Origin of the sequence: Massilicoli timonensis, from assembly GCF_900199515.1 — a bacterium.
In the GTDB taxonomy this organism is placed as follows: Bacteria; Bacillota_I; Bacilli_A; order Erysipelotrichales; family Erysipelotrichaceae; genus Massilicoli; species Massilicoli timonensis.
Genome location: NZ_LT963433.1, coordinates 1 through 20,132, shown reverse-complemented (window position 1 = coordinate 20,132; position 20,132 = coordinate 1). Strand labels below are relative to the sequence as shown.

At 45.1% G+C, this 20,132-nt stretch carries 15 protein-coding genes and 1 other annotated feature; of the genes, 13 read left to right on the top strand and 2 right to left on the bottom strand.

Annotated features, from left to right (window positions below):
- The first annotated feature begins 54 nt into the window (after positions 1-54).
- The 11 genes from C1712_RS00625 (at position 55) to C1712_RS00575 (ending at position 16,495) form a co-directional block, all read left to right on the top strand.
- Entirely contained in the window at positions 55-1,041 is a 987-nt protein-coding gene (locus C1712_RS00625) for a nucleoid-associated protein (protein ID WP_102265900.1), read from the top strand.
- Positions 1,042-1,218: 177 nt separating this feature from the next.
- Positions 1,219-5,547, top strand: a complete 4,329-nt coding sequence (locus C1712_RS00620; protein WP_102265898.1) for a PolC-type DNA polymerase III — start codon at positions 1,219-1,221, stop codon at positions 5,545-5,547.
- 196 nt (positions 5,548-5,743) lie between these two features.
- Positions 5,744-6,172, top strand: a complete 429-nt coding sequence (gene mraZ, locus C1712_RS00615; RefSeq protein ID WP_102265896.1) for a division/cell wall cluster transcriptional repressor MraZ — start codon at positions 5,744-5,746, stop codon at positions 6,170-6,172.
- Complete coding sequence (rsmH, locus tag C1712_RS00610) at positions 6,169-7,104, top strand: 16S rRNA (cytosine(1402)-N(4))-methyltransferase RsmH (RefSeq protein WP_102265894.1); 936 nt, start codon at positions 6,169-6,171, stop codon at positions 7,102-7,104. The genes mraZ and rsmH overlap by 4 nt, the downstream gene beginning before the upstream one ends.
- 1 nt (position 7,105) lies before the next feature.
- On the top strand, positions 7,106-7,414 hold the full coding sequence (locus tag C1712_RS00605) for a cell division protein FtsL (protein WP_102265892.1): 309 nt from the start codon (positions 7,106-7,108) through the stop codon (positions 7,412-7,414).
- Positions 7,415-7,540: 126 nt separating this feature from the next.
- Positions 7,541-9,712 (top strand): penicillin-binding protein, encoded by a 2,172-nt coding sequence (locus C1712_RS00600; RefSeq protein WP_180963028.1) that lies wholly within the window; start codon positions 7,541-7,543, stop codon positions 9,710-9,712.
- 181 nt (positions 9,713-9,893) lie between these two features.
- Positions 9,894-11,810, top strand: a complete 1,917-nt coding sequence (locus C1712_RS00595; protein ID WP_102265888.1) for a penicillin-binding transpeptidase domain-containing protein — start codon at positions 9,894-9,896, stop codon at positions 11,808-11,810.
- The gene (locus C1712_RS00590) at positions 11,788-13,272 is read left to right on the top strand and encodes a Mur ligase family protein (RefSeq protein ID WP_180963027.1); all 1,485 of its coding nucleotides are present in this window, start codon (positions 11,788-11,790) and stop codon (positions 13,270-13,272) included. The genes C1712_RS00595 and C1712_RS00590 overlap by 23 nt, the downstream gene beginning before the upstream one ends.
- Entirely contained in the window at positions 13,233-14,195 is a 963-nt protein-coding gene (gene mraY, locus C1712_RS00585) for a phospho-N-acetylmuramoyl-pentapeptide-transferase (protein ID WP_102265884.1), read from the top strand. The genes C1712_RS00590 and mraY overlap by 40 nt, the downstream gene beginning before the upstream one ends.
- A gap of 1 nt (position 14,196) precedes the next feature.
- Positions 14,197-15,531 carry a UDP-N-acetylmuramoyl-L-alanine--D-glutamate ligase gene (gene murD, locus C1712_RS00580; protein ID WP_102265882.1) on the top strand — a complete coding sequence of 445 codons (1,335 nt, stop codon included), beginning with the start codon at positions 14,197-14,199 and terminating at the stop codon, positions 15,529-15,531.
- 94 nt (positions 15,532-15,625) lie between these two features.
- Positions 15,626-16,495, top strand: coding sequence for an undecaprenyl-diphosphate phosphatase (locus C1712_RS00575; protein WP_102265880.1), 870 nt, complete (start codon positions 15,626-15,628; stop codon positions 16,493-16,495).
- A gap of 103 nt (positions 16,496-16,598) precedes the next feature.
- Here C1712_RS00575 and trpS read toward each other — a convergent pair whose 3' ends face one another.
- Positions 16,599-17,585: a tryptophan--tRNA ligase gene (gene trpS, locus C1712_RS00570; protein WP_102265878.1), complete on the bottom strand. Its 987-nt coding sequence runs from the start codon at positions 17,583-17,585 to the stop codon at positions 16,599-16,601.
- A gap of 62 nt (positions 17,586-17,647) precedes the next feature.
- Positions 17,648-17,841 (bottom strand) — a binding site (T-box leader).
- A gap of 34 nt (positions 17,842-17,875) precedes the next feature.
- The gene (locus C1712_RS00560; RefSeq protein WP_102265874.1) at positions 17,876-18,232 is read right to left on the bottom strand and encodes a DUF6483 family protein; all 357 of its coding nucleotides are present in this window, start codon (positions 18,230-18,232) and stop codon (positions 17,876-17,878) included.
- Positions 18,233-18,396: 164 nt separating this feature from the next.
- Between C1712_RS00560 and spx the strand changes: the two genes are divergently transcribed.
- The gene (spx, locus tag C1712_RS00555) at positions 18,397-18,861 is read left to right on the top strand and encodes a transcriptional regulator Spx (RefSeq protein WP_102265872.1); all 465 of its coding nucleotides are present in this window, start codon (positions 18,397-18,399) and stop codon (positions 18,859-18,861) included.
- 118 nt (positions 18,862-18,979) lie between these two features.
- Positions 18,980-19,723 carry a metallophosphoesterase gene (locus C1712_RS00550; RefSeq protein ID WP_180963026.1) on the top strand — a complete coding sequence of 248 codons (744 nt, stop codon included), beginning with the start codon at positions 18,980-18,982 and terminating at the stop codon, positions 19,721-19,723.
- Positions 19,724-20,132 lie beyond the last annotated feature (409 nt).

The window sequence follows — 20,132 nt, the reverse complement described above, 5'->3', positions numbered from 1 at the left end:
CAAAAGTAACCCAAACCTGATAAGATGGAAAAATGAAAAAACAGGAGGGATTTCATGCAGATCGAACACAGCATGTTGCATCTATTAAATACCGCTTCACAAACACTTGTCTGTGCCCAAGCACCGCTGCCCATCAAAGAAGAAAAGACCGCTGCCTTCCTTGAACGGAAATTAAGCAAAGCGCTCGGTGCCCGCAAACGCAAGCAGGGCAGCTTCCAAGAAAACTCGCTTTTTTTAGAGAGGCTGCGGCAGTATCGTGATAAGACAATTTCCTTTGATGCGTTTTCCACATGGATGGCAGAACACTTATATGCGGAAAAATCAGAATGTGCCCGCTATGAAGACAGTGCCTTTCTGATTTCGGAAATCGTAGAAGAAGGCCGTCGTTATTTGATCGGAATCGACCAAAACTATCAGTCGGCGATGACCTGCTATCCGGATCAAGAGCAGAACAACGTATTGTATGAAACAACGGTACTGCCAAACGGAATCTTGAAAACTGACTTTGTTTTTGTAATAGAATTATCTGATTTCACACTATATGTGTTAGAAGAAAAAAGCGAATGGCAAGGGAAGGAAACGACACTGCTGGCATCACGCTATTTACAAGCCACAACTGCCCCTTCATTTGAAGAAACGCAGAAAGTGATGGAAACCGTCGGTAAAACGATGAGCGAAAAATATGATATGGATGTTGTCAAAGTATTGCCGAAGATGAAGCAGATGATGAAAGAAGCAGTGGAAGCACAAAGCGAGATCGCCGTTGCCGAGGTTGCGGAAGTCCTTTTTCAGGAAGTGCCTTATGCCAAAGATTTATTTGTCGAAGAAGTAAAAAATGCTGGGATCGCCGCTAAGGTATCAACCGCGCATTGCCGCTTGGCAAAAAGCAATAAAGTCCAGAAACTGCTTGCCGATGCGGAAATTGAAATTACCTTGCCGTTGGAATACCTTTCCCAGCCGGCTAAGTTTGAGATCATTGAAGCTGCCGATGGCACCTATTCCATTCAGATCAAAAATATCACAAACCTAAAAAGTAAATAACACCGCGCTTCTATCCCGAAATACGTTCCCAGCGATCCAACCGAAGCATCTGCTCCATTTTTGAATGGAACTTCCCCTTATATACACGAGCAGCATCAGCCGTAAATTCTTTTTCCTTTTGCTTTTTTTATACTCAAAAAAATGGTAGAATAAACATACTTGGAAATGAGGCGTGTTATGGAACTGAAAGCAACCGAAATCTTACAAAAGATCGATCCGCAGCTTGCGGCATATCCGGGCTTTGAAGAAGCCGTTTTTACGATGAATCCGATCTTGAAGCATAAAAGCAAAGTGCTGGAACTCAACATGAAACTAAAACATGTGCTCCCTTTTTCCCTGTATGAATCGCTGCTTCACAAACTGCGCTTAGCAACGCGCTGTCAGATCGACTTGACCCTGACCTGTGAGGAAGGGATCTGCACCTTGCTGGAATTAAAAGAGTATATCGGATATTTTGTATCCTTACATCCACAGTACCGCATCTTTGATGAAGTGCTGCCGGCAGTCGAAGAACGCTTTATCGTATATCGTATCGCGGATGCGCAGAAGCGTGATCAAGCGGTGCTGAATCGCCACCACCTAGATGCGTTTTTGAAAAAATGCGGGATCCAGATGGAAAGCGCGATCGAAGAATTAAAATTACATATGGAAGTCATGACCGTAAAAGGAAAGACGGAAGCCCCAAAGCCGGCACCGGTCATGGAAAGTAAGCCGAAATACTACAAGCCGAAGGGGAAACGGGCGTTAGACCAATATACTCCTTATCAAATTGCGGAAATCAAAGAAGCGGGAAACGGGATCCGGATCCGCGGAAAAGTTTTCGACAGTGAGATCAGAGAACTGCGCAGCGGCAAGTGCATTCAGACGCTTTGGGTCGGCGATGACAGCGATGCGATCGTTGTAAAGCGATTTGAACGCGGTTCTTTGACCCGTGAAGAACTGGAAAAGATCAAGACCGGCAGTTATATTGATGTGTATGGCAGAGCGGAATATGACACCTTTGCCCGAGAACTCGTCATGACGCCGGATGCGATCATGGAAATCGAAGAAGTGAAGCGGCAGGATCAGGCGAAAGAAAAACGCGTTGAACTGCATGTGCATACCAAGCTTTCCGAAATGGACGGCGTCTGCAACATCGAAGAATTTATCAAACAGGCCGATGCCTGGGGAATGGATGCGATCGCCTGTACCGATCATATGGTCGTTCAGGCATTTCCAAAGGCTCAGCATTGCGTGAGCGCCATCAACAAAGGCAGAGAAAAGCCGTTCAAGATGATTTACGGCATTGAGATGAATATGGTCGATCCCCAGTTACAAATCGTGCGCAATGCCGATGACACCGAACTGGAAAAAGGGGAATACTGTGTCTTTGACTTGGAAACGACCGGTTTGTCATCTCGCTATGATCATATCATTGAATTTGGCGGACAGATCGTAAAAGATCGCACGATCGTCAAAGAACTGCAGCTGTTCATCAAACCGCCGCAGCGCTTATCCGCTTTTACGATTTCACTGACCAATATTACCGAGGAAGACGTGAAAGATGCGCCTTCTATCGAAGCGGCGATCGATCAGATACTGGACTTTATCGGCGACCGCATTTTAGTGGCGCACAATGCGGGTTTCGACGTGAATTTCCTCAATGATGCGCTCATTCGCATGGGACGGGAGCCATTACAAAATCCGGTCATCGATACGCTGGATCTGGCGCGTTCTTTGCAAAGTGATCGGCGCGGTTATCGGCTGGGACAGATCGCACATGGCTATGGGATCCGTTATGATGAAGATGTCGCCCATCGTGCCGACTATGATGCACAGGTATTGGCACAAGTATATCTGCATATGTTGAATGATCTGAAAGAGATCAAGACCTTAAAGGATCTGCAGAATATGCAAAGTGAACAGTGTTTTAATAAAGTGCGTAAAAAGCATGTAACGATTTTGGCAAAAAACGCCGCAGGCTTAAAAGAACTGTTTGAACTGGTCACTTTGTCTCACTGCAACTATCTGGCTTATAACGGTAAAAATGTCGATAATGTGGTGGCAGAGCCGCGCATCCCGCGCTTTGAAATTGAAAAGCGCCGCCGCAATGGGAATCTTTTGATCGGTACCAGCTGTTTGAACGGGGAAATATTTGATCTGGCTACAACGCGAGAACTTCCCCAGTTAAAAGAAGCGATGCAATTTTACGATTATGTAGAGATTCAGCCAATCGACTGCTATAAGCATTTGGTGGAAACCAATAAGATGGCCGATATGGATCGTCTTTATGCGATGCTGCGGGATATCATCGACTGTGCCGATGCGCTGGGAAAAACGCTGGTGGCAACCGGTGATGCGCATTATGTGCATCCAAGTGAAAAAATGATCCGCGATATCTATATTTCATCACAGGCAATCGGCGGCGCCCGCCATCCGCTTTACATCTACAATACAGAAAAAAGGCGGAAGCTGGAAACGCCTAAGCAGCACTTTTTAACCACGGATGAGATGTTGAAAGCTTTTGCGTGGGTAGGAGAAACGAAGGCCTACGAGATGGTCGTGACCAATACCCGCAAGATTGCCGATCAGATCGAAATGATCTATCCGGTGAAAGATCGCCTGTATCCTCCTGATATGGAAGGATCCGATGAAAAGCTGAAAAAACTATGCTATGAAAACGCTTATCGCATTTACGGCGACCCATTGCCGGAAATCGTCGAAAAACGTCTGGAAAAGGAATTAAAGAGCATCATCGGGCATGGCTTTTATGTCGTTTACTACATTTCACATTTATTGGTGAAAAAATCATTAAATGACGGTTATTTGGTAGGGAGCAGAGGATCGGTAGGATCTTCTTTCGTCGCAACGATGGCAGAGATCACCGAAGTCAATCCGCTGCCGCCGCACTATGTCTGTCCACACTGTCATTATTCGGAGTTTTTTACCGATGGCAGCGTTGCTTCCGGTTTTGATCTGCCGGATAAAAAATGTCCTGTTTGCGGTGCTACCATTCGCGGTGATGGGCAGGATATTCCATTTGAGACCTTCTTAGGTTTTGAAGGCGACAAAGTACCGGATATCGATTTGAATTTCTCCGGCGATTATCAGCCGTATGCACATGCTTATACGAAAGAAGTATTTGGTGAGGATCATGTATTTCGCGCCGGCACGATCGGTACGGTCGCCCAGCAGACGGCGTTTGGCTATGTCAAGCGTTATGAAGAGGAAATGGGCAAAGAAGGAATGCTGAGAAGAGCCCAAGAGCTGCGTCTGGCGAAGGGCTGTGAAGGGGTGAAGCGTACGACCGGGCAGCATCCCGGCGGCATCATCGTGATTCCGCTTGATATGGATGTGCACGATTTTACTCCGGTCCAGTATCCCGCCAACAACCCGTTTGCGGAATGGAAAACGACTCACTTTGAATTCCATGACATTCATGACAATGTTTTGAAATTCGATATTTTAGGGCATGTCGATCCAACCGCGATGAAATTGCTGGAGCGCATGAGCGGGGTAGATCCAAAGAGCATTCCGATGAATGATCCGGAAACGATGAGCATCTTTTCCGGAGTAGAAGCCTTAAAGATGGATACTTCTAAAACAAACGAAGTAACCGGAGCAGCCGGCTTGCCGGAATTTGGAACGCCGTTTGTCCGCGGTATTTTGGAATTGACTCGTCCGACGACCTTTGAAGAATTGGTAAAACTATCCGGTTTGTCACATGGGACAGATGTTTGGTTGGGCAACGCCAAGGATTTGATCGACAGCGGTACCTGCACGTTAAAAAGTGTGATTGGCTGTCGTGATGACATCATGGTTTATCTGCTTCATAAAGGATTGGCGCCAAAGCTCGCTTTTACGATCATGGAAAGCGTGCGTAAGGGAAAAGGCTTAAAAGAGGAATGGATCCCGGAAATGAAGGCGTGCGGCGTAGAGGATTGGTACATTGATTCCTGTTTGAAGATCAAGTACATGTTCCCGAAAGGACATGCGGTCGCCTATGTCATGATGGCAGTGCGGATCGCTTGGTTCAAGGTGCATAAGCCGCAGTATTACTACTGCATGTTTTTCTCGATCCGCTGTGATGCCTATGAGATTGAAACGATGATCAAGGGCGAAGCGGCCATTCGTTCACGTATGGAAGAAATCACGGCAAAGCTGAATTCAGAATACAAAAATGAAGTAACCAAGAAAGAAAAAGATATCTATACTTGTTTAGAGCTGGCATTGGAAATGGTGCTGCGCGGGTATCGCTTCGGCAATATCTCGCTTGAAAAGTCAGAGGCAACGACGTTCGTGGTCGATCCGGCTGATCAAAATGTCATCATTCCTTCCTTTACTAGCATTGATGGACTTGGCGAAAGCGTTGCCTTGAGCATCGTGGAAGCGCGTCAGAAAGGTGCGTTCTTGTCAAAGCAGGATTTAATGGACCGCACTTTGTTAAACGGTACGCTGGCGAAAAAGATGGAAGCGATGGGTGTATTAAGCGGTTTACAGGAAGAAAATCAGATGAGTTTGTTTTAATTAAAAGCGATGTTTATCGGCAGAAGGGCACAGTTCCTTCTGCTTTTTGTTTTAATTTTACAATTTATGGAAAAAGTAATACAAAAAATGTCGAAAAAAGAAAAGGAAATTCTGTTTCCCCCCTATACAAATAACAGGAAATCAGTTATAATTGTGGTACGAAGTAGTAGAAAGTGGTAGAAAGTGGAGGGATTAGATGCTCATTGGTGAATATGGACACAACATCGATGCCAAAGGGCGTTTGATCATCCCCGCTAAGTTTCGTGAAGATCTGGGCGATACGATGATGGTAACGCGTGGCTTAGACGGCTGCCTTTGTGTTTATACGATGGAACAGTGGAAGCTGCTTTACGAAAAACTGATGCTTTTGCCTACGACGAAAAAAGAAGCGCGTATGTACGTGCGTATGGTAACCAGCAAAGCGGCACAGTGCGAACTGGATGCACAGGGCCGGATCTTGATCCCCGCATCGTTGATCCAGATTGCCCATCTGGAAAAGGAGTGTATCATCACCGGAACCGGAAATCGGGTCGAAATCTGGGCGAAGAACGTATGGGAACAGTTGAATGCGGACAATGCCGATAACTTTGAAGAAATGGCGGAAAGCCTGACGGAGTTCCTATGACAAAGCACATATCGGTTTTATTAAACGCCTGCATGGAACAGCTGCAGATCAAAGCTGACGGCATTTATGTGGACGGTACGCTGGGGCGCGGCGGACACAGCAGTGAGATCTTGAAACGGATCCCGCAAGGACATCTTTACGCGATCGATCGTGATCAAAGCGCGATTATCGAAAGTGAAGCGCGGTTAGCGGCGATCGGCAGTAACTTTACGCTGATCCATGCGACTTTTGCACAGGTAAAAGAAGTGCTGGCGGAAAACGGTGTCACGCAGATCGACGGCATGTTATTGGATCTTGGTGTCAGCTCGCCGCAATTTGATGAAGCAAAACGCGGTTTTTCCTATCGTTTTGACGCGCCTTTGGACATGCGTATGGATCAAAGCCAGTCATTTTGTGCATATGATGTCGTCAATACCTATCCATATGAAGAGCTGGTACGTATTTTTTATCGCTATGGTGAAGAACCGTTTGCCAAGGTGATTGCGAAAAGAATCGAAAAACAAAGAGAACAAAAAGCGATCGAAACAACCTTTGAATTAGTGGAAGTCATAAAATCCGCTCTGCCAGCCAAAGTGCTGAATAAGAAAGGGCATCCTGCAAAACGGATCTTTCAGGCGATCCGCATCGAAGTAAATGATGAGTTGAAGCAGCTGGAAGAAGGACTGCATGCGGCGCTTTCTCTGCTGGCACCCGGCGGCAGATTGGCGGTCATCACCTTTCATTCCTTGGAAGATCGCATCGTCAAAGAAACATTTAAGCGTTATGGAGCGGCCGACAAGGTCGATAAACGTATCCCGCTTCTTCCTGCGCAAATAGAAGCAAAGCCTTATCGGCTCGTTACCCGCAAGCCGATCACTCCCGATTTGCAGGAACAAGAGGCAAATAATCGGGCGCATTCCGCAAAACTGCGGGTAATAGAAAGGATCAAATAAGATGGCAAAGATTGTAAAGAAAAACAAAAACAGAAGAAAATTAAAATTCGAATCGATGGCGACCCTGTTATTCATGGTTTCGCTGTTGCTTTATCTAGGCTCATCGATCTTTTTGAAATCCTATAACGTCAATCTTGGTAAAACAGCCGCAGATTATGAAAAAGAAATCAGCGATGTAAAAGAAGAAAAAGAAGCGCTGCGGGTAGAAGTGGAACAGCTGCGGGCACGTGATCGCATCTTGGCACAAGCCAAGGATCAGGGTTTACAGACCAACCAGGACAATGTCGTGATCATCGGCAGCGAAGAATAACAAATTACTGAAAAAATATGTGATAAACAATACTTGTACATAGCAAAGAAGCATTGTAAAATAATCAAAAAGGAAAGGATGTACATCTTTTCCTTTCTCATTTTCCATTGCCAAGGAGGTAGACAAATGAAACGTGCAAATCGAAAAATCGTCTGGATCATGTCAGTCATTGCGATCGCTTGTTCATTGGTCGTTGGCAATGCGATCTATACGATGGCGACCGGGACGCATCTGCGCAGCGGCGTCAATATCAAAGAAAGCTGGACCGGTGCAGAAAATCAGATCAATGAAGTAGTGGCGGACCGCGGTAAGATCAAAGATCGAAATGGCAATACCATTGCCGAGGATCTGGAAACATACTCCATCTATGCCATAGTCAGCTCCAGCCGCAAAAGCGGTGATGAAATTCAGTATGTGAAAAATGTTGATAAAACCGCCAAACAGCTGGCGCCTTATTTGAATATGGAAGAAACGGAGATCGCCTCGATCCTGCAAAGGGCGATCGATCATGATCAGTATCAGACGGAATTCGGCGCGCGCGGGCGTAATTTGAAATCAGCGGTCAAAGAGGAAATCGAATCACTGGAGCTGCCGGGCATCGAGTTTTCCAAATCAAGTGTTCGCTATTATCCAAGCGGCAAGTTCGCATCGACGCTGATCGGCTTTGCGACCTATGATGAAAATGAAAACCGACAGGTCGGACAAATGGGCTTAGAGGCTTTTATGGATCAGAAATTAAAAGGTGTCAACGGTATTGAACGATATAAACAGACGATCAGCGGCGCTCAGCTCGGCAGTAAATATGTGGAAAAGCAAGCGGTAGATGGCAATGATGTCAATCTGACACTGGATAAAAATGTCCAGTTGGCGCTAGAGAGTGCATTGGCACAGACGATGACCGACTTTAACTGTAAACGGGCATGGGCGATCATTATGGAATGCGAGACCGGACGGATCTTAGGCTGGAGCGGTTATCCGACGTTTGATCTGAATGAGAAAGAAGACATTGAAAGCTATCTGGATCTGCCAAGCAGCTTCAATTTTGAACCGGGATCGGTCATGAAGGCGTTTACTTATGCCGCGGCGATCAATGAGGGCGTATATGACGGTGATGCTTTGGTGCAGACCGGTACTTTTAACTGGTATTATGATGCGGAGAACGATGATATCGTTCGTACGAATGAAGCGCAGCCCGGCTATTGGTCCATTCATGACGCGCTGGGAAAAAACTGGGGCATGATCAGTTTTGACAAGGCGCTGACTTATTCCGCAAATACGGCTATTTGTCAGCTGCTTGCGGATTATCTGGATCCGGATGTGTTTGAAAGCTATTTGGATCGTTTCGGCTTTTTCAAAGAAGTCGGTGTTTACGGTGTATCTGAGGGAACCGGAGAAAAGAACTTTACCTATCCGGTAGAAAAATTGACGACCGGATTTGGACAAGGTTCATCAGTTACCGCCTTACAGCTGATGCAGGCATATTCCGCTATTTTTAATGAAGGAAAAATGGTAAAGCCTTACTATATCGACAGTGTAGTGAATCCTTATAACGGCGAAGTGCTGTATAAAGGAAAAACGGAAATAACCGGAGAACCGATCACCGCCGATACAGCGGCACAGATGGTAGAACTGCTGGATGCGGTCGTCAATTCAGAGGATGGAACCGGCCGTAAATATGCGATGGATGATGTGCGGGTAATTGCGAAAACCGGAACAGCGGAAATTGCGGAGAACGGCAAGTATAACGCGAGCGTTTATATCAATTCCGTCATGGCGGCGGCGCCGAAAGATGATCCGAAGATCATGATGTATTACGCTTTTGAAAGCGATCAGTATTTGACTTATACCGGCGATAATTTCAAACAGGCATTTCGTGAAGCGTTAGTAGCGGTCAATGCGATGGGTGGTGTGACCCATGATGAATCCGATAACAGTTATACGAATTGGCAAGAGTACAGCATGCCTGCAATCGTCAATCATTCTCTTGACTATGCCAATCAAAAACTAGAGGGAATGGATGTAAACATCGTGATGATCGGTAATGGCAGCAGTGTGGTAAAACAGTATCCGAAAGCGCAGGAAGCGATCATCACCAAACAAAATATTTTTGTGGTTACCGAAGGTGATAATATCGTTATGCCGAATATGAACGGCTGGACATTGAAGGATGTGATGACCTTCCAAGAATTGACCGGCATCGAAATCAAGGTGTCGGGCAGCGGATCGGTAACGGCGCAAAGTGTAGCGCAGGGCGCTACCATCAATTCGGAAAGTGATATTTCGGTTACCTTAAATTAGTCGTATGGAATTGATAGAAAAAGCGGAGGTTTCCGCTTTTTTCTATTTAGAGAGATCATCGTTTTTAAGAGGAAATCATGACAGATAAGCATGATGAAGCTGATAGAAGAATGACAGAATTGAAATGATCTATGGTTTCTAAATAACAACTGTTGTTCATATAGTAACTATGAGGTGGAGCATGATCGCAAACCGTATCGAAAAAAGAATTCATATCATCTTTATCTGTGCTTGTCTGATCTTTGGGGCCATTTTATTGAAGCTAGGCTATGAACAGATCGTTCATCAGGATTTTACGATGGAAAAAGCGATGAATTTATGGCAGAGAGATTTTCCGGTTGCGGGACGACGCGGTGCTATTTTAGATCGCAATGGGACGGCATTGGCTTATGATATTCCTTCTACCAGTGTCATGGTCGTACCGGCTCAGATCAAAGAGCCGAAGCAAACAGCTGCCGTTTTGGCGGATATCTTAGAGGCAGATGCGGATGCGATCTATGAAAAGATCACCAACCATGTCTCCACGCAGAAATTACAGCCGGAAGGCAGGCTCATCAGCGATGAAGCCGCAGTGAAGCTGGAAAATGCGGATCTAGACGGTGTTTATTTGATTCAAGACAGCCAGCGCTATTACCCCAATCACAGCTATCTGGCACAGGTACTGGGCTTTACCGGGATCGATAATCAAGGCTTAGCCGGTTTAGAATTACAGTATGAGGAGATACTGGGTGCGAAAAAAGGCGCTTTGCAAATTCCTTTTGATGCCAAAGGGAATCAGGTCGATCTTTATGATGAAACCTATGAAGCATCGGGAAAGGGGATGGATGTCGTTTTGACGATCGATGCGAATATCCAAGATATCGTCGAGCGGGAAATGAATAATTTGATGAAGCGTTATCATCCCAAAGAAGCGTTGGCAATCGCGATGGATCCCAATAACGGTGAAATATTGGCAATGGTATCCAAGCCTGATTTTGACCCGAATGATTATCAGAATTACGAGAATACGATCATCAATCGCAATCTGCCGATCTGGAAAAGCTTTGAACCCGGTTCCACATTTAAGTCAGTTACATTTGCGAGCGCGCTGGACCTAAAATTGTTCGATATGTTTCAGGATACCTATTACGACCGTGGTTATGAAATGGTCGGCGGTGCCCGGATCAAGAGCTGGAAAGCCGGCGGTCATGGATTACAGACCTTTTTACAAGTGCTGGAGAATTCATCGAATCCGGGCTTTGTAGAAATATCGCGGCGCATGGGACTGGATCACCTTTACGAATATGTAATGAAATTTGGTTTTGGTAACAAGACAAATGTCGATTTACCGGGAGAGAGCACCGGGATCATGTTTGAAAAAGAAGCGATGGGCGAAGTCGAGCAGGCAACCGTAGCGTTCGGACAGGGCATTTCGGTAACACCGATCCAGTTGGTGCGCGCCTTCAGTGCGATCGTAAACGGCGGAACGTTATATGAACCGCATATTACCAAAGCCATACAAGATCCTGCTACCGGAGAGATCATTGAGGAAATCAAGCCGAAAGCTGTCGATCAGGTTATTTCTAAAGAAACCAGTGATCTGATGCGCTATGCGCTGGAAAGCGTCGTTGCAAATGGGGGAGGAAAACCGTCCTATATCAAGGGCTATCAGATCGGCGGGAAAACCGGAACGGCACAAAAGGCGGAAAACGGCGTTTATATGGCCAATGAATATATCTTATCTTTTCTTTCTGCGGCGCCGATGAACGATCCGAAGATCGTTTTATATGTTGCGGTCGATGCGCCGGATAACGATGTGCAATATGGAGGTACTGTGGTAGCGCCGGTGGTCAAAGCCTGCTATGAAGATATTTTGCCTTATCTGGAAGTGGAAAAAGTAAGCGAGCAGATTCCGAAGAAGAAGATCTGGCTGGATCCAGTCGAGATCGAAGTGCCAAATCTCATCGGAAAAAAGAAAGAAGAGATCAAACAGGAAGGACTGGTACTGGAATGGATCGGTGAAGGAGATACGGTCATCGCCCAGCTGCCGCAAGCCGGAACGACACTGAATGAAGGGGGAAAGGTGTGGTTATATCTTGAAGAAGATTCATTTTCATGAACTGATGAAACATCTCAATTTATCAGGCGGTGATGAAACAAAGATCCAAGGTGTTACCCAGTCACATCGGGAAGTGAAGTCGGGATGGCTTTTTCTGGCAAAGGCAGGCGCTCATGTACACGGCGGTGTATTTATGGAAGAAGTGCTGCGGCAGGGCGGTGTGGTTCTCTGTGAGAAGCGGGAAATCCTCGGAAAAGATGCTTTGGATCATAAAAAAGTCGTGTACTGTGATCGAATCGATCACTATGAAGCAGCGATCCTGTTAGCACTTTATGGCAAAGTATGGGAACAGGTCACATTAGTCGGGGTCAGTGGCACCAACGGGAAAAGCAGTGTTTCCCATTTGATCGCCCAGCTCTGGAAAGAGAATCAAGTGCCGTATTTGTGGATCGGCACAGATGGTATTTCTTTTAATGGAAAACAGTATCCAAGCGAGCGCACCACGCCCTGTGCCAGCAAGCTGTTTTCACTGCTGGATGAAGCGTTAGAACAAAAGATCACGCATGTGGTGATGGAGGTTTCTTCTCAGGCGATCATGCAGAGAAGATGCGCTTTGCTTCGCTTTGATACCGTGCTGTTAAATTCTATTACAAGTGATCATTTAGATGATCATATTACGAAAGTGCAGTATCGATATACGAAGTTTTCACTGCGCTGGTATTTGAAAGAGCAGGGAACGATGATCGTATTCCATGACAGCGAGGAGATGAAAGAAATTGATCAATTTAAGATTCCTCATTTGATAACGGTCGGCGAACATGGGGCACATATGCAGATCACGCCCCTTTCCTGTACCTTAAAGGGGAGCCGTTTTCGACTGAACGGTTATTTGTTTCAAACGCCGCTGATCGGTGCTTTTCAAATTCATAATTTGGCAATGGTCATCGCTTATGGCAGAAGCATACGCTTATCCTATCGGCAATTACAAAAGCAGATTCCTCTGTTGCAGGGAAAAGAGGGAAGAATGGAACTGTTTAGGGCTGATGAAAAAATGATCCTCATCGACTATGCCCATACAAGCAGTGCTTTGGCTTCCTTGCTTCATGATGTAAAAGCGCTCAAAGAAGCAAAGCAGCGCATGATTACCGTATTTGGCTGCGGTGGGGAGCGTGATACCGGCAAGCGGCGGGAAATGACACAGATCGCCTGTGCTTTTAGTGATGTTGTGATTGCCACCAGTGATAATCCAAGAGGAGAAGCGCCTTGGCAAATTCTCATGGAAATGATCGCTTTTCCATCCTTTCGCGGCGTCGTCATTGAAAATCGTCAATTTGCCATCAAATATGCCCTTACAAATGCTAAGAAAAATGATATAATACTAATCTGTGGTAGAGGCAGTGAAAAAGTACAGTTGGTAAAACAGGAACGGCTGCCCTATTGTGATAAGGAAACAGTGCTGCGGATCTTGGAAGGAGGATTTCCATGTTTATCAAATATGCTTTATCATTCGGAATCAGTTTAGCGGCGACTTTATGTGTTATGCCGATCTTGATTCCTTTTCTACATAAGATCAAATTCGGTCAAAGCATTCGCAAAGAAGGACCGCAATCCCATATGAAGAAAACCGGGACCCCGACCATGGGGGGAATCGTGTTTGTGATCGTGCCGCTGTTGATAATGGCGATACTGGATCATCAGGCGTTTTTCTCTTTGGATGTGCTGATCGTGATGCTTGCTTATCTTGGATATGCGCTGATCGGTTTTATCGACGATTATCTGATCGTTGTACAGAAGAAGAACGACGGCTTAAAACCGGCGGTAAAATTTGCGATGCAGAGCGTGCTGGCTGTTTTGTTTTATTTCATTTACCAGGGCATGGCATCGACTGCCATTGATTTACCGTTTATAAAAGAACCGCTGGAGCTGGGCATTTTCTATTTTGCTTTGGTATTTATCATGTTTACTGCAGAAAGCAATGCGGTTAATCTCACCGATGGGTTAGATGGATTGTGTGCCGGATGCAGCGTGATCGCGATCGCACCGTATATCGTATTTGCGCTGGTACAGAAAAACAGTGATTTGGCGCTGCTGCTGCTTGCGGTAGCGGGAGCGCTGCTTGGATATTTGAAGTTTAATTTACATCCGGCTAAAATTTTTATGGGGGATACCGGCAGTTTGGCTTTAGGCGGACTTTTGGCTGCCAGTGCAATGGTATTGAAAAAAGAATTGCTGCTGCTGATCATCGGGGCGGTATTCTTGATTGAGACACTGTCAGTGGTCATTCAGGTTACCAGTTATAAATTGACACGGAAAAGAGTATTTAAGATGGCGCCGATCCATCATCATTTTGAGTTGAGCGGTTTTAAGGAAACGCAGGTCGTTCTGTTGTTTTGGTCGTTTGGCTTGATCTGTGCCGTGATCGGATGCTGGTTTGGAGTGATGTAAGATGAAAGAAGAAAAAGCAAAGGTACTGGTGGTCGGCTGTGGAAAAAGCGGGGACGCGGTCGCGCGCCTTTTAATACAAAAGGGCGCAGCGGTAACGATCACCGATCAAAAGCCGATCCCGCAAAAAGCACAGCTGGAGCAGTTGGGCATTACGGTATTAGATGGCGGTCATCCGGAAAGCTTAAAGCAAATCGACTGGGACTATCTTGTAAAAAATCCCGGGATTCCCTATCATAATCCATTCATTGCTTACTTTCTCGAAAAAAAGGTTCCCATCTATACCGAGGTAGAGATCGCTTATCATTATGCAAAGGGATTTACATACGGTGCTGTTACCGGCACCAATGGCAAGACGACGATCACTTCCTTGCTTTATGCACTGCTGAAGCGTAAAAAGGATCATGCGCTGGTGGCCGGTAATATCGGTTATGCGCTAAGTGAAGTCGTATTGGCGCATGGCGAAGAAACAGCTGATGTCGCAATAGAATTAAGCAACTTTCAGCTGTTAGGCATCAAAGATTTTCATCCGCTTGTGTCGGTCGTATGCAATCTGGCACCGGATCACCTTGACTATATGAAAAGTGAAGAAGCCTATTATGCGTCAAAAATGAAAATTATGCAGAATCAAAGCGGCGATGACTGGTTCCTGCGCAATGTCGATGATGCGACGCTGATGCGCTATGCCAAAGCGATTCCCTGTAAGATCATTGATTTTTCTTTGGAGCGGCAAGACGTCGATCTGTATGTCAAAGAGGGTGCGGTTTATTTATGGGATCAGTTGTTGTTTTCAATCGATTCTCTGCAAATTGTCGGCAAGCATAATTTGGCGAATGCAATGGTTGCCGCATGTATGGCATATAAGATGGGAGTACCGCTTGTGGAAATCAGAAACGGAATTGCGGCTTTTGAAGGTGTTGAGCATCGCTTGGAATTTTGCGGAGAGCGAAACGGCGTCCGTTTTTACAATGATTCCAAAGCGACCAATACCGATGCATGTGAAACAGCGCTGTCTTCCTTTGATGGCAATGTGATCTTGTTGGCGGGCGGCTACGATAAAGGCATTTCCTACGATTCTTTGCGCAAGTACGATGCCAAAGTAAAAAAATGTTTTGCCTATGGCATGATCAAAGATCAGTTTGTGCCAATCTTTACCCATGTGGAAACGGTAACTGATCTGAAAGCAGCTTTTGATCAGGCTGTTGCCTTGGCGCAAAGCGGCGATGTGATCCTGCTTGCACCGGCAACTTCCAGTTATGATCAGTTCGCCAACTACGAAGAACGCGGACGTGTTTTCAAAGACTATGTTGCCGAATATTTGAAACAAGGGCAGCGTTGAGAGAATTTTACCTTTTGACAAGATACAGGCAAGGCATAGATTCTCGTCTGTCGGTATGGTACAATAAGCAATGATAAGATAAAGAGGTATGGTTATGATAGTTGAATTGATAAAAACAGTGCTGATCGGGATCATTCAGGGCATTACCGAATGGCTGCCGATCAGTTCGACCGGTCATATGATCTTGTTCAACAGTATATGGCCGATGGAACTATCACTGGAAAACCCGCGCTTTTGGGGGTTGTTTCTGGTAGTGATCCAGTTTGGATCGATCTTGGCGGTGGTTTTGCTTTATTTTCATAAGCTGAATCCTTTTTCTCGCCGTAAAAGCATCAGTGAACGACGTGCGACATGGACGCTTTGGGAAAAGGTGCTGATCGCATCCTTGCCGGCGGCGGTATTGGGACTGCTTTTGAATGACTGGATCGAAAGCAAGATGCAGAATGCCTTGGTGGTTGCGATCATGCTGATCGTATATGGCGTGTTGTTTTTGGTCATGGAAAGCAAAAAACGCCATGCTGTGATTCGGCGTTTATCGGAAATTGATGTAAAAACATCTTTGGGAATCGGCTTTTTTCAGGTGTTGGCGATGATTCCGGGTACTTCTCGTTCCGGTGCGACCATCTTAGGGGCGTCATTGCTTGGCACCGATCGCAAGATCGCTTCAGAATTTTCCTTCTTTTGTGCCATTCCGGTCATGCTGGGTGCCAGCGGCTTAAAGATCTTCAAATATGTGTGGGATGGAAATCCGATCCCAAGCGGAGAAGAGATGACGATCTTGCTTGTGGCAATGGCGGTTTCCTTCATCGTATCTGTATTTGCCATTCGTATGCTTTTGAGTTATATCCGCCGTCATGATTTCAAGATATTTGGCTATTACCGCATTATTTTAGGCGTGGCAATTTTATTGTTTGCCTATGTGTTGGCGCCGATGATGGGAATTTCCATCAATCTCAACGTGTAAAAAAGCAGTGTTTTCAAGCATTTCATTTAATAAGAAAAGGAACGATGCAGTCAGATTGTGGCTTCGTTCCTTTTTATGTGATCTGATCGGAAACGATCGATCGTCAAAACAGAGAAAGTCCGACTTTGCGATGTACTTTTGCCACTTTCTTGTTGGCGATCAAGCTGGCCTTTTGCGCGCCTTCTTTAAGGATGTCCTCGATGATATTGCTATCCATGATAGCGCGATAGCGTGCCTGCAGCTGTTCTAAGAATGTATAAACGGTATCGCCGACTTCTTTTTTCAGTTCACCATAGCCTTTTCCTTCATAGCGCTTTACAATTTCCTCGATCGGTTCTTGGCTCAAACAAGATAAGATCTGAATCAGGTTGGATAAACCCGGTTGTTTCTGCGGATCATAGGCGATACATGCAAAAGAATCAGTGACTGCCGACATGATCTTTTTGCGGGCAACCGCCGGTTCATCTAGCAAAGCGATCGTACCTTTTGGATCTTCTTCAGATTTTGACATTTTCTTCAGTGGATTTTGCAGGGAATAAATCTTGGCGCCTATTTTTGGGGTAAGGGGTGTCGGTACGACAAAAGTAGGCGAATAGCGGTTGTTAAAACGTTCGGCTAAATTACGCGCCAGCTCCACATGCTGCTTCTGATCAACACCGACCGGTACATAGTCCGCATCATACAATAAAATATCCGCAGCCATCAGCGATGGATAAGTATAAAGACCGGCAGTCAGATTCACTTCACCTTTTGCACTTTTATCTTTGAATTGCGTCATGCGGTTTAATTCACCAATATAAGAATTGCAGGTCATGACCCAGCCTAAAGTAGTATGTGCCGGTACATCTGATTGCAAAAACATCGTTACCTTTTTGGGATCCAATCCACATGCCAAATACAAAGCGATCAGATTTTTCGTATTCTGCCGCAGTTCTTTTGCATCCTGCGCAACAGTGATCGCATGCTGATTGGCGATAAAGATAAACATTTCATATTCATCTTGATATTGGATGAATTGAGAGATTGCCCCAATATAATTGCCTAAGGTCAGCTTTCCGGTCGGCTTGATGCCGCTTACCATGCGTTTCATAAAATTCCTCCTTTATTGATCGCAAACAAGACAGCGCCTGAAAAAATAAAAAGCGCCCCATACGAAGGGACGCATGTGCGTGGTACCACCCAACTTGCGGCAAAACTGCCGCCACTTTTCAAGATAACGGTTGCCCGCGACGTCTGTCGATTCTCCAAAGCCCCACTTCGTATTGTTGCCTCACGCTGATTTACACCGACCATCAGCTCTCTTTGCTTATAACAACAACCTACTTTTGCTTCTTCTGCGAATAATTAGCTATATTATAGCATTAAATTTTGAAAAGAAAACTAGAAAAAGAAATTTGTATAAATTTTTTCCAGTTCCTGCACAGCGCCGTATAAACGATTGTGTGAAAATGCTCCTTTTTCTAATTCTTCATCAGATAATCGATTGAACCGATCATAAATGTGCAGGGCGAGCTTTAACGTTTCTTTGCTGCGTGTTTCGGCCTTTTCTAAAAGCAGCTGGTTGAGCTGCTGATAGGCTTGCTTTTCCATAAGCGCCATGACTTCCTGATAAAGGTTTCGTTTTTCAGATTCGTCTAAGCAAGCGATCGCCTTACTGTCTTGAAAATATAATTGGGCCAGCAGTTTGATGATCGTATCGATTTGTCCTGTCAGCCAGTCATCTTGATTTCGTATCATAGCATCATCTCCTATCGTGTATATTATAAAGCAAAAAAGCCAAACGAAAACAGAAAAATGACGCAGGAGAGAAATTATCGATAATTATGCTTTTATTAAAATGATAAATAGAATATAATAGAGACTGTAATAAAAGATTACGATCAGAACAGGAGGATGTGCAAATGATATTGTTATATACATCGCCCGGTTGTGCAAGCTGTCGGAAGGCAAAACAATGGCTGAAAGACAACGATCTTCCTTTTGTCGAAAAAAATATCTTTACGACCTTGTTGAAAGAGGATGAGATCAAATATATCTTGAGCAGATGCGAGAATGGAACCGAGGATATTATTTCGACCAGAAGTAAGCCGTTTCAGGCATTGAAGATGAATATAGATGATTTATCGACCAAAGAATTGATCGCTTTTATTCAGAAAAATCCTTCCGTGATGAAACGACCGATCATACTGGATGAGCGCACGTTTGTGGTTGGATATGACGATGATGAGATCACTTCGCTGATTCCCGCTAAGCTGCGGGCGATCAGCAGCGAGGCCTGCAATGAGAAATGTCCGAATTATCCGATTTGCGGGAAAACGCGGAAGGAAACGGCCGATGTCGGCAAAGTGGGCCATTTAGGCGTATAACGAAAAGCAAGATTTTGATGAAAGTCTTGCTTTTATCCTATTATTGAGAAAAGCAAGCAGGAAAGAAAGGAAAGCATCGCAGATTCATATTAGGAAGATGCTTGATGGAAATCATACAATGGGTACATATGTAGTCAGTGATATACATGGACTGTACGATAAATTCAAAAAGGCATGTGAAGCCCTTGATCTTGTAAACGGTACAGATCATCTTTATATATTAGGTGATGTGATCGATCGAGGAAAAGAGGGGATCCGGATTTTGGAAGAAATCATGGAGAACCCTCATGTTACACTGATCATGGGCAATCATGAGCATATGATGGTCGAATATCTGTCATATGCCGAGGAGCACTACGGTTATTTCAAAGATATTCGCGCGTGTAATCGGATAAAAGCGGTAGAGAGGTGGAATCGCAATGGAAATGTGCCGACTTTGCATGCTTTTTATCAGTTAAGCGATGAAAGGCAAAAGCAGCTGTATTTGTATTTGCGCGAGTTACCGCTGGCGATCACAAATTTAACGGTAAAGGAACAGCGGTATTATCTTGTACATGCATGTCCTTTGCCAAACCGACAGGAAGAAGTGTTGTATTTATCAAACTGCGAAGAAGTGGAAGCAGTGCATTTGGTATGGGAGCGTTATGAGGAAACGACAGATTTTTTTGAAGATCGCTGCGTGATTCACGGACATACGCCGACGCTTTATCTGCAAAAAGGGAAGCCTTATCGGATTTGGGCGAATCGAAAAGATCTGATGCAGGCAGGGATCATCGATATTGACTGCGGCTGCGCTTTAGGAAGCGAAAGCGGTAGACTGGCATTGTTTTGTCTGGATGATCGCAGTGTTCGTTATATCTGAAGCAAGCGCAGGCATGATCGATCTAAGCACGATGAAGAGTGCGTGTTTGGATCGGCAAAAAACTAACATAGAAAGAATATCGAAAAGATTTACGATAGGATAGTATTGCATGAGCGATAAAAAGCATTTATCGGCTAACATAGAGAATTCCCTTGCAACACATTGAAAAATATGGAGAAAAGTGAAGGGAAAGAAGGCAAAAAAAGACAAGGGAAGGGAGAAGGAGAAGGGAGGGAAGAAAAAGGGGAATAAAAAGGAAAAAAGTAGTTGACAGCAGAGTAGGAATTTGATATTATAAGCGAGCACCGAAAAGGGGTGCGAGAAGTCGGTCTTTGAAAACTAAACAGGAAAACGTCAATTCAAACCCGAATCGAAATGATTCAAGAAAAAGGAAAAGGACGCTAGAAAG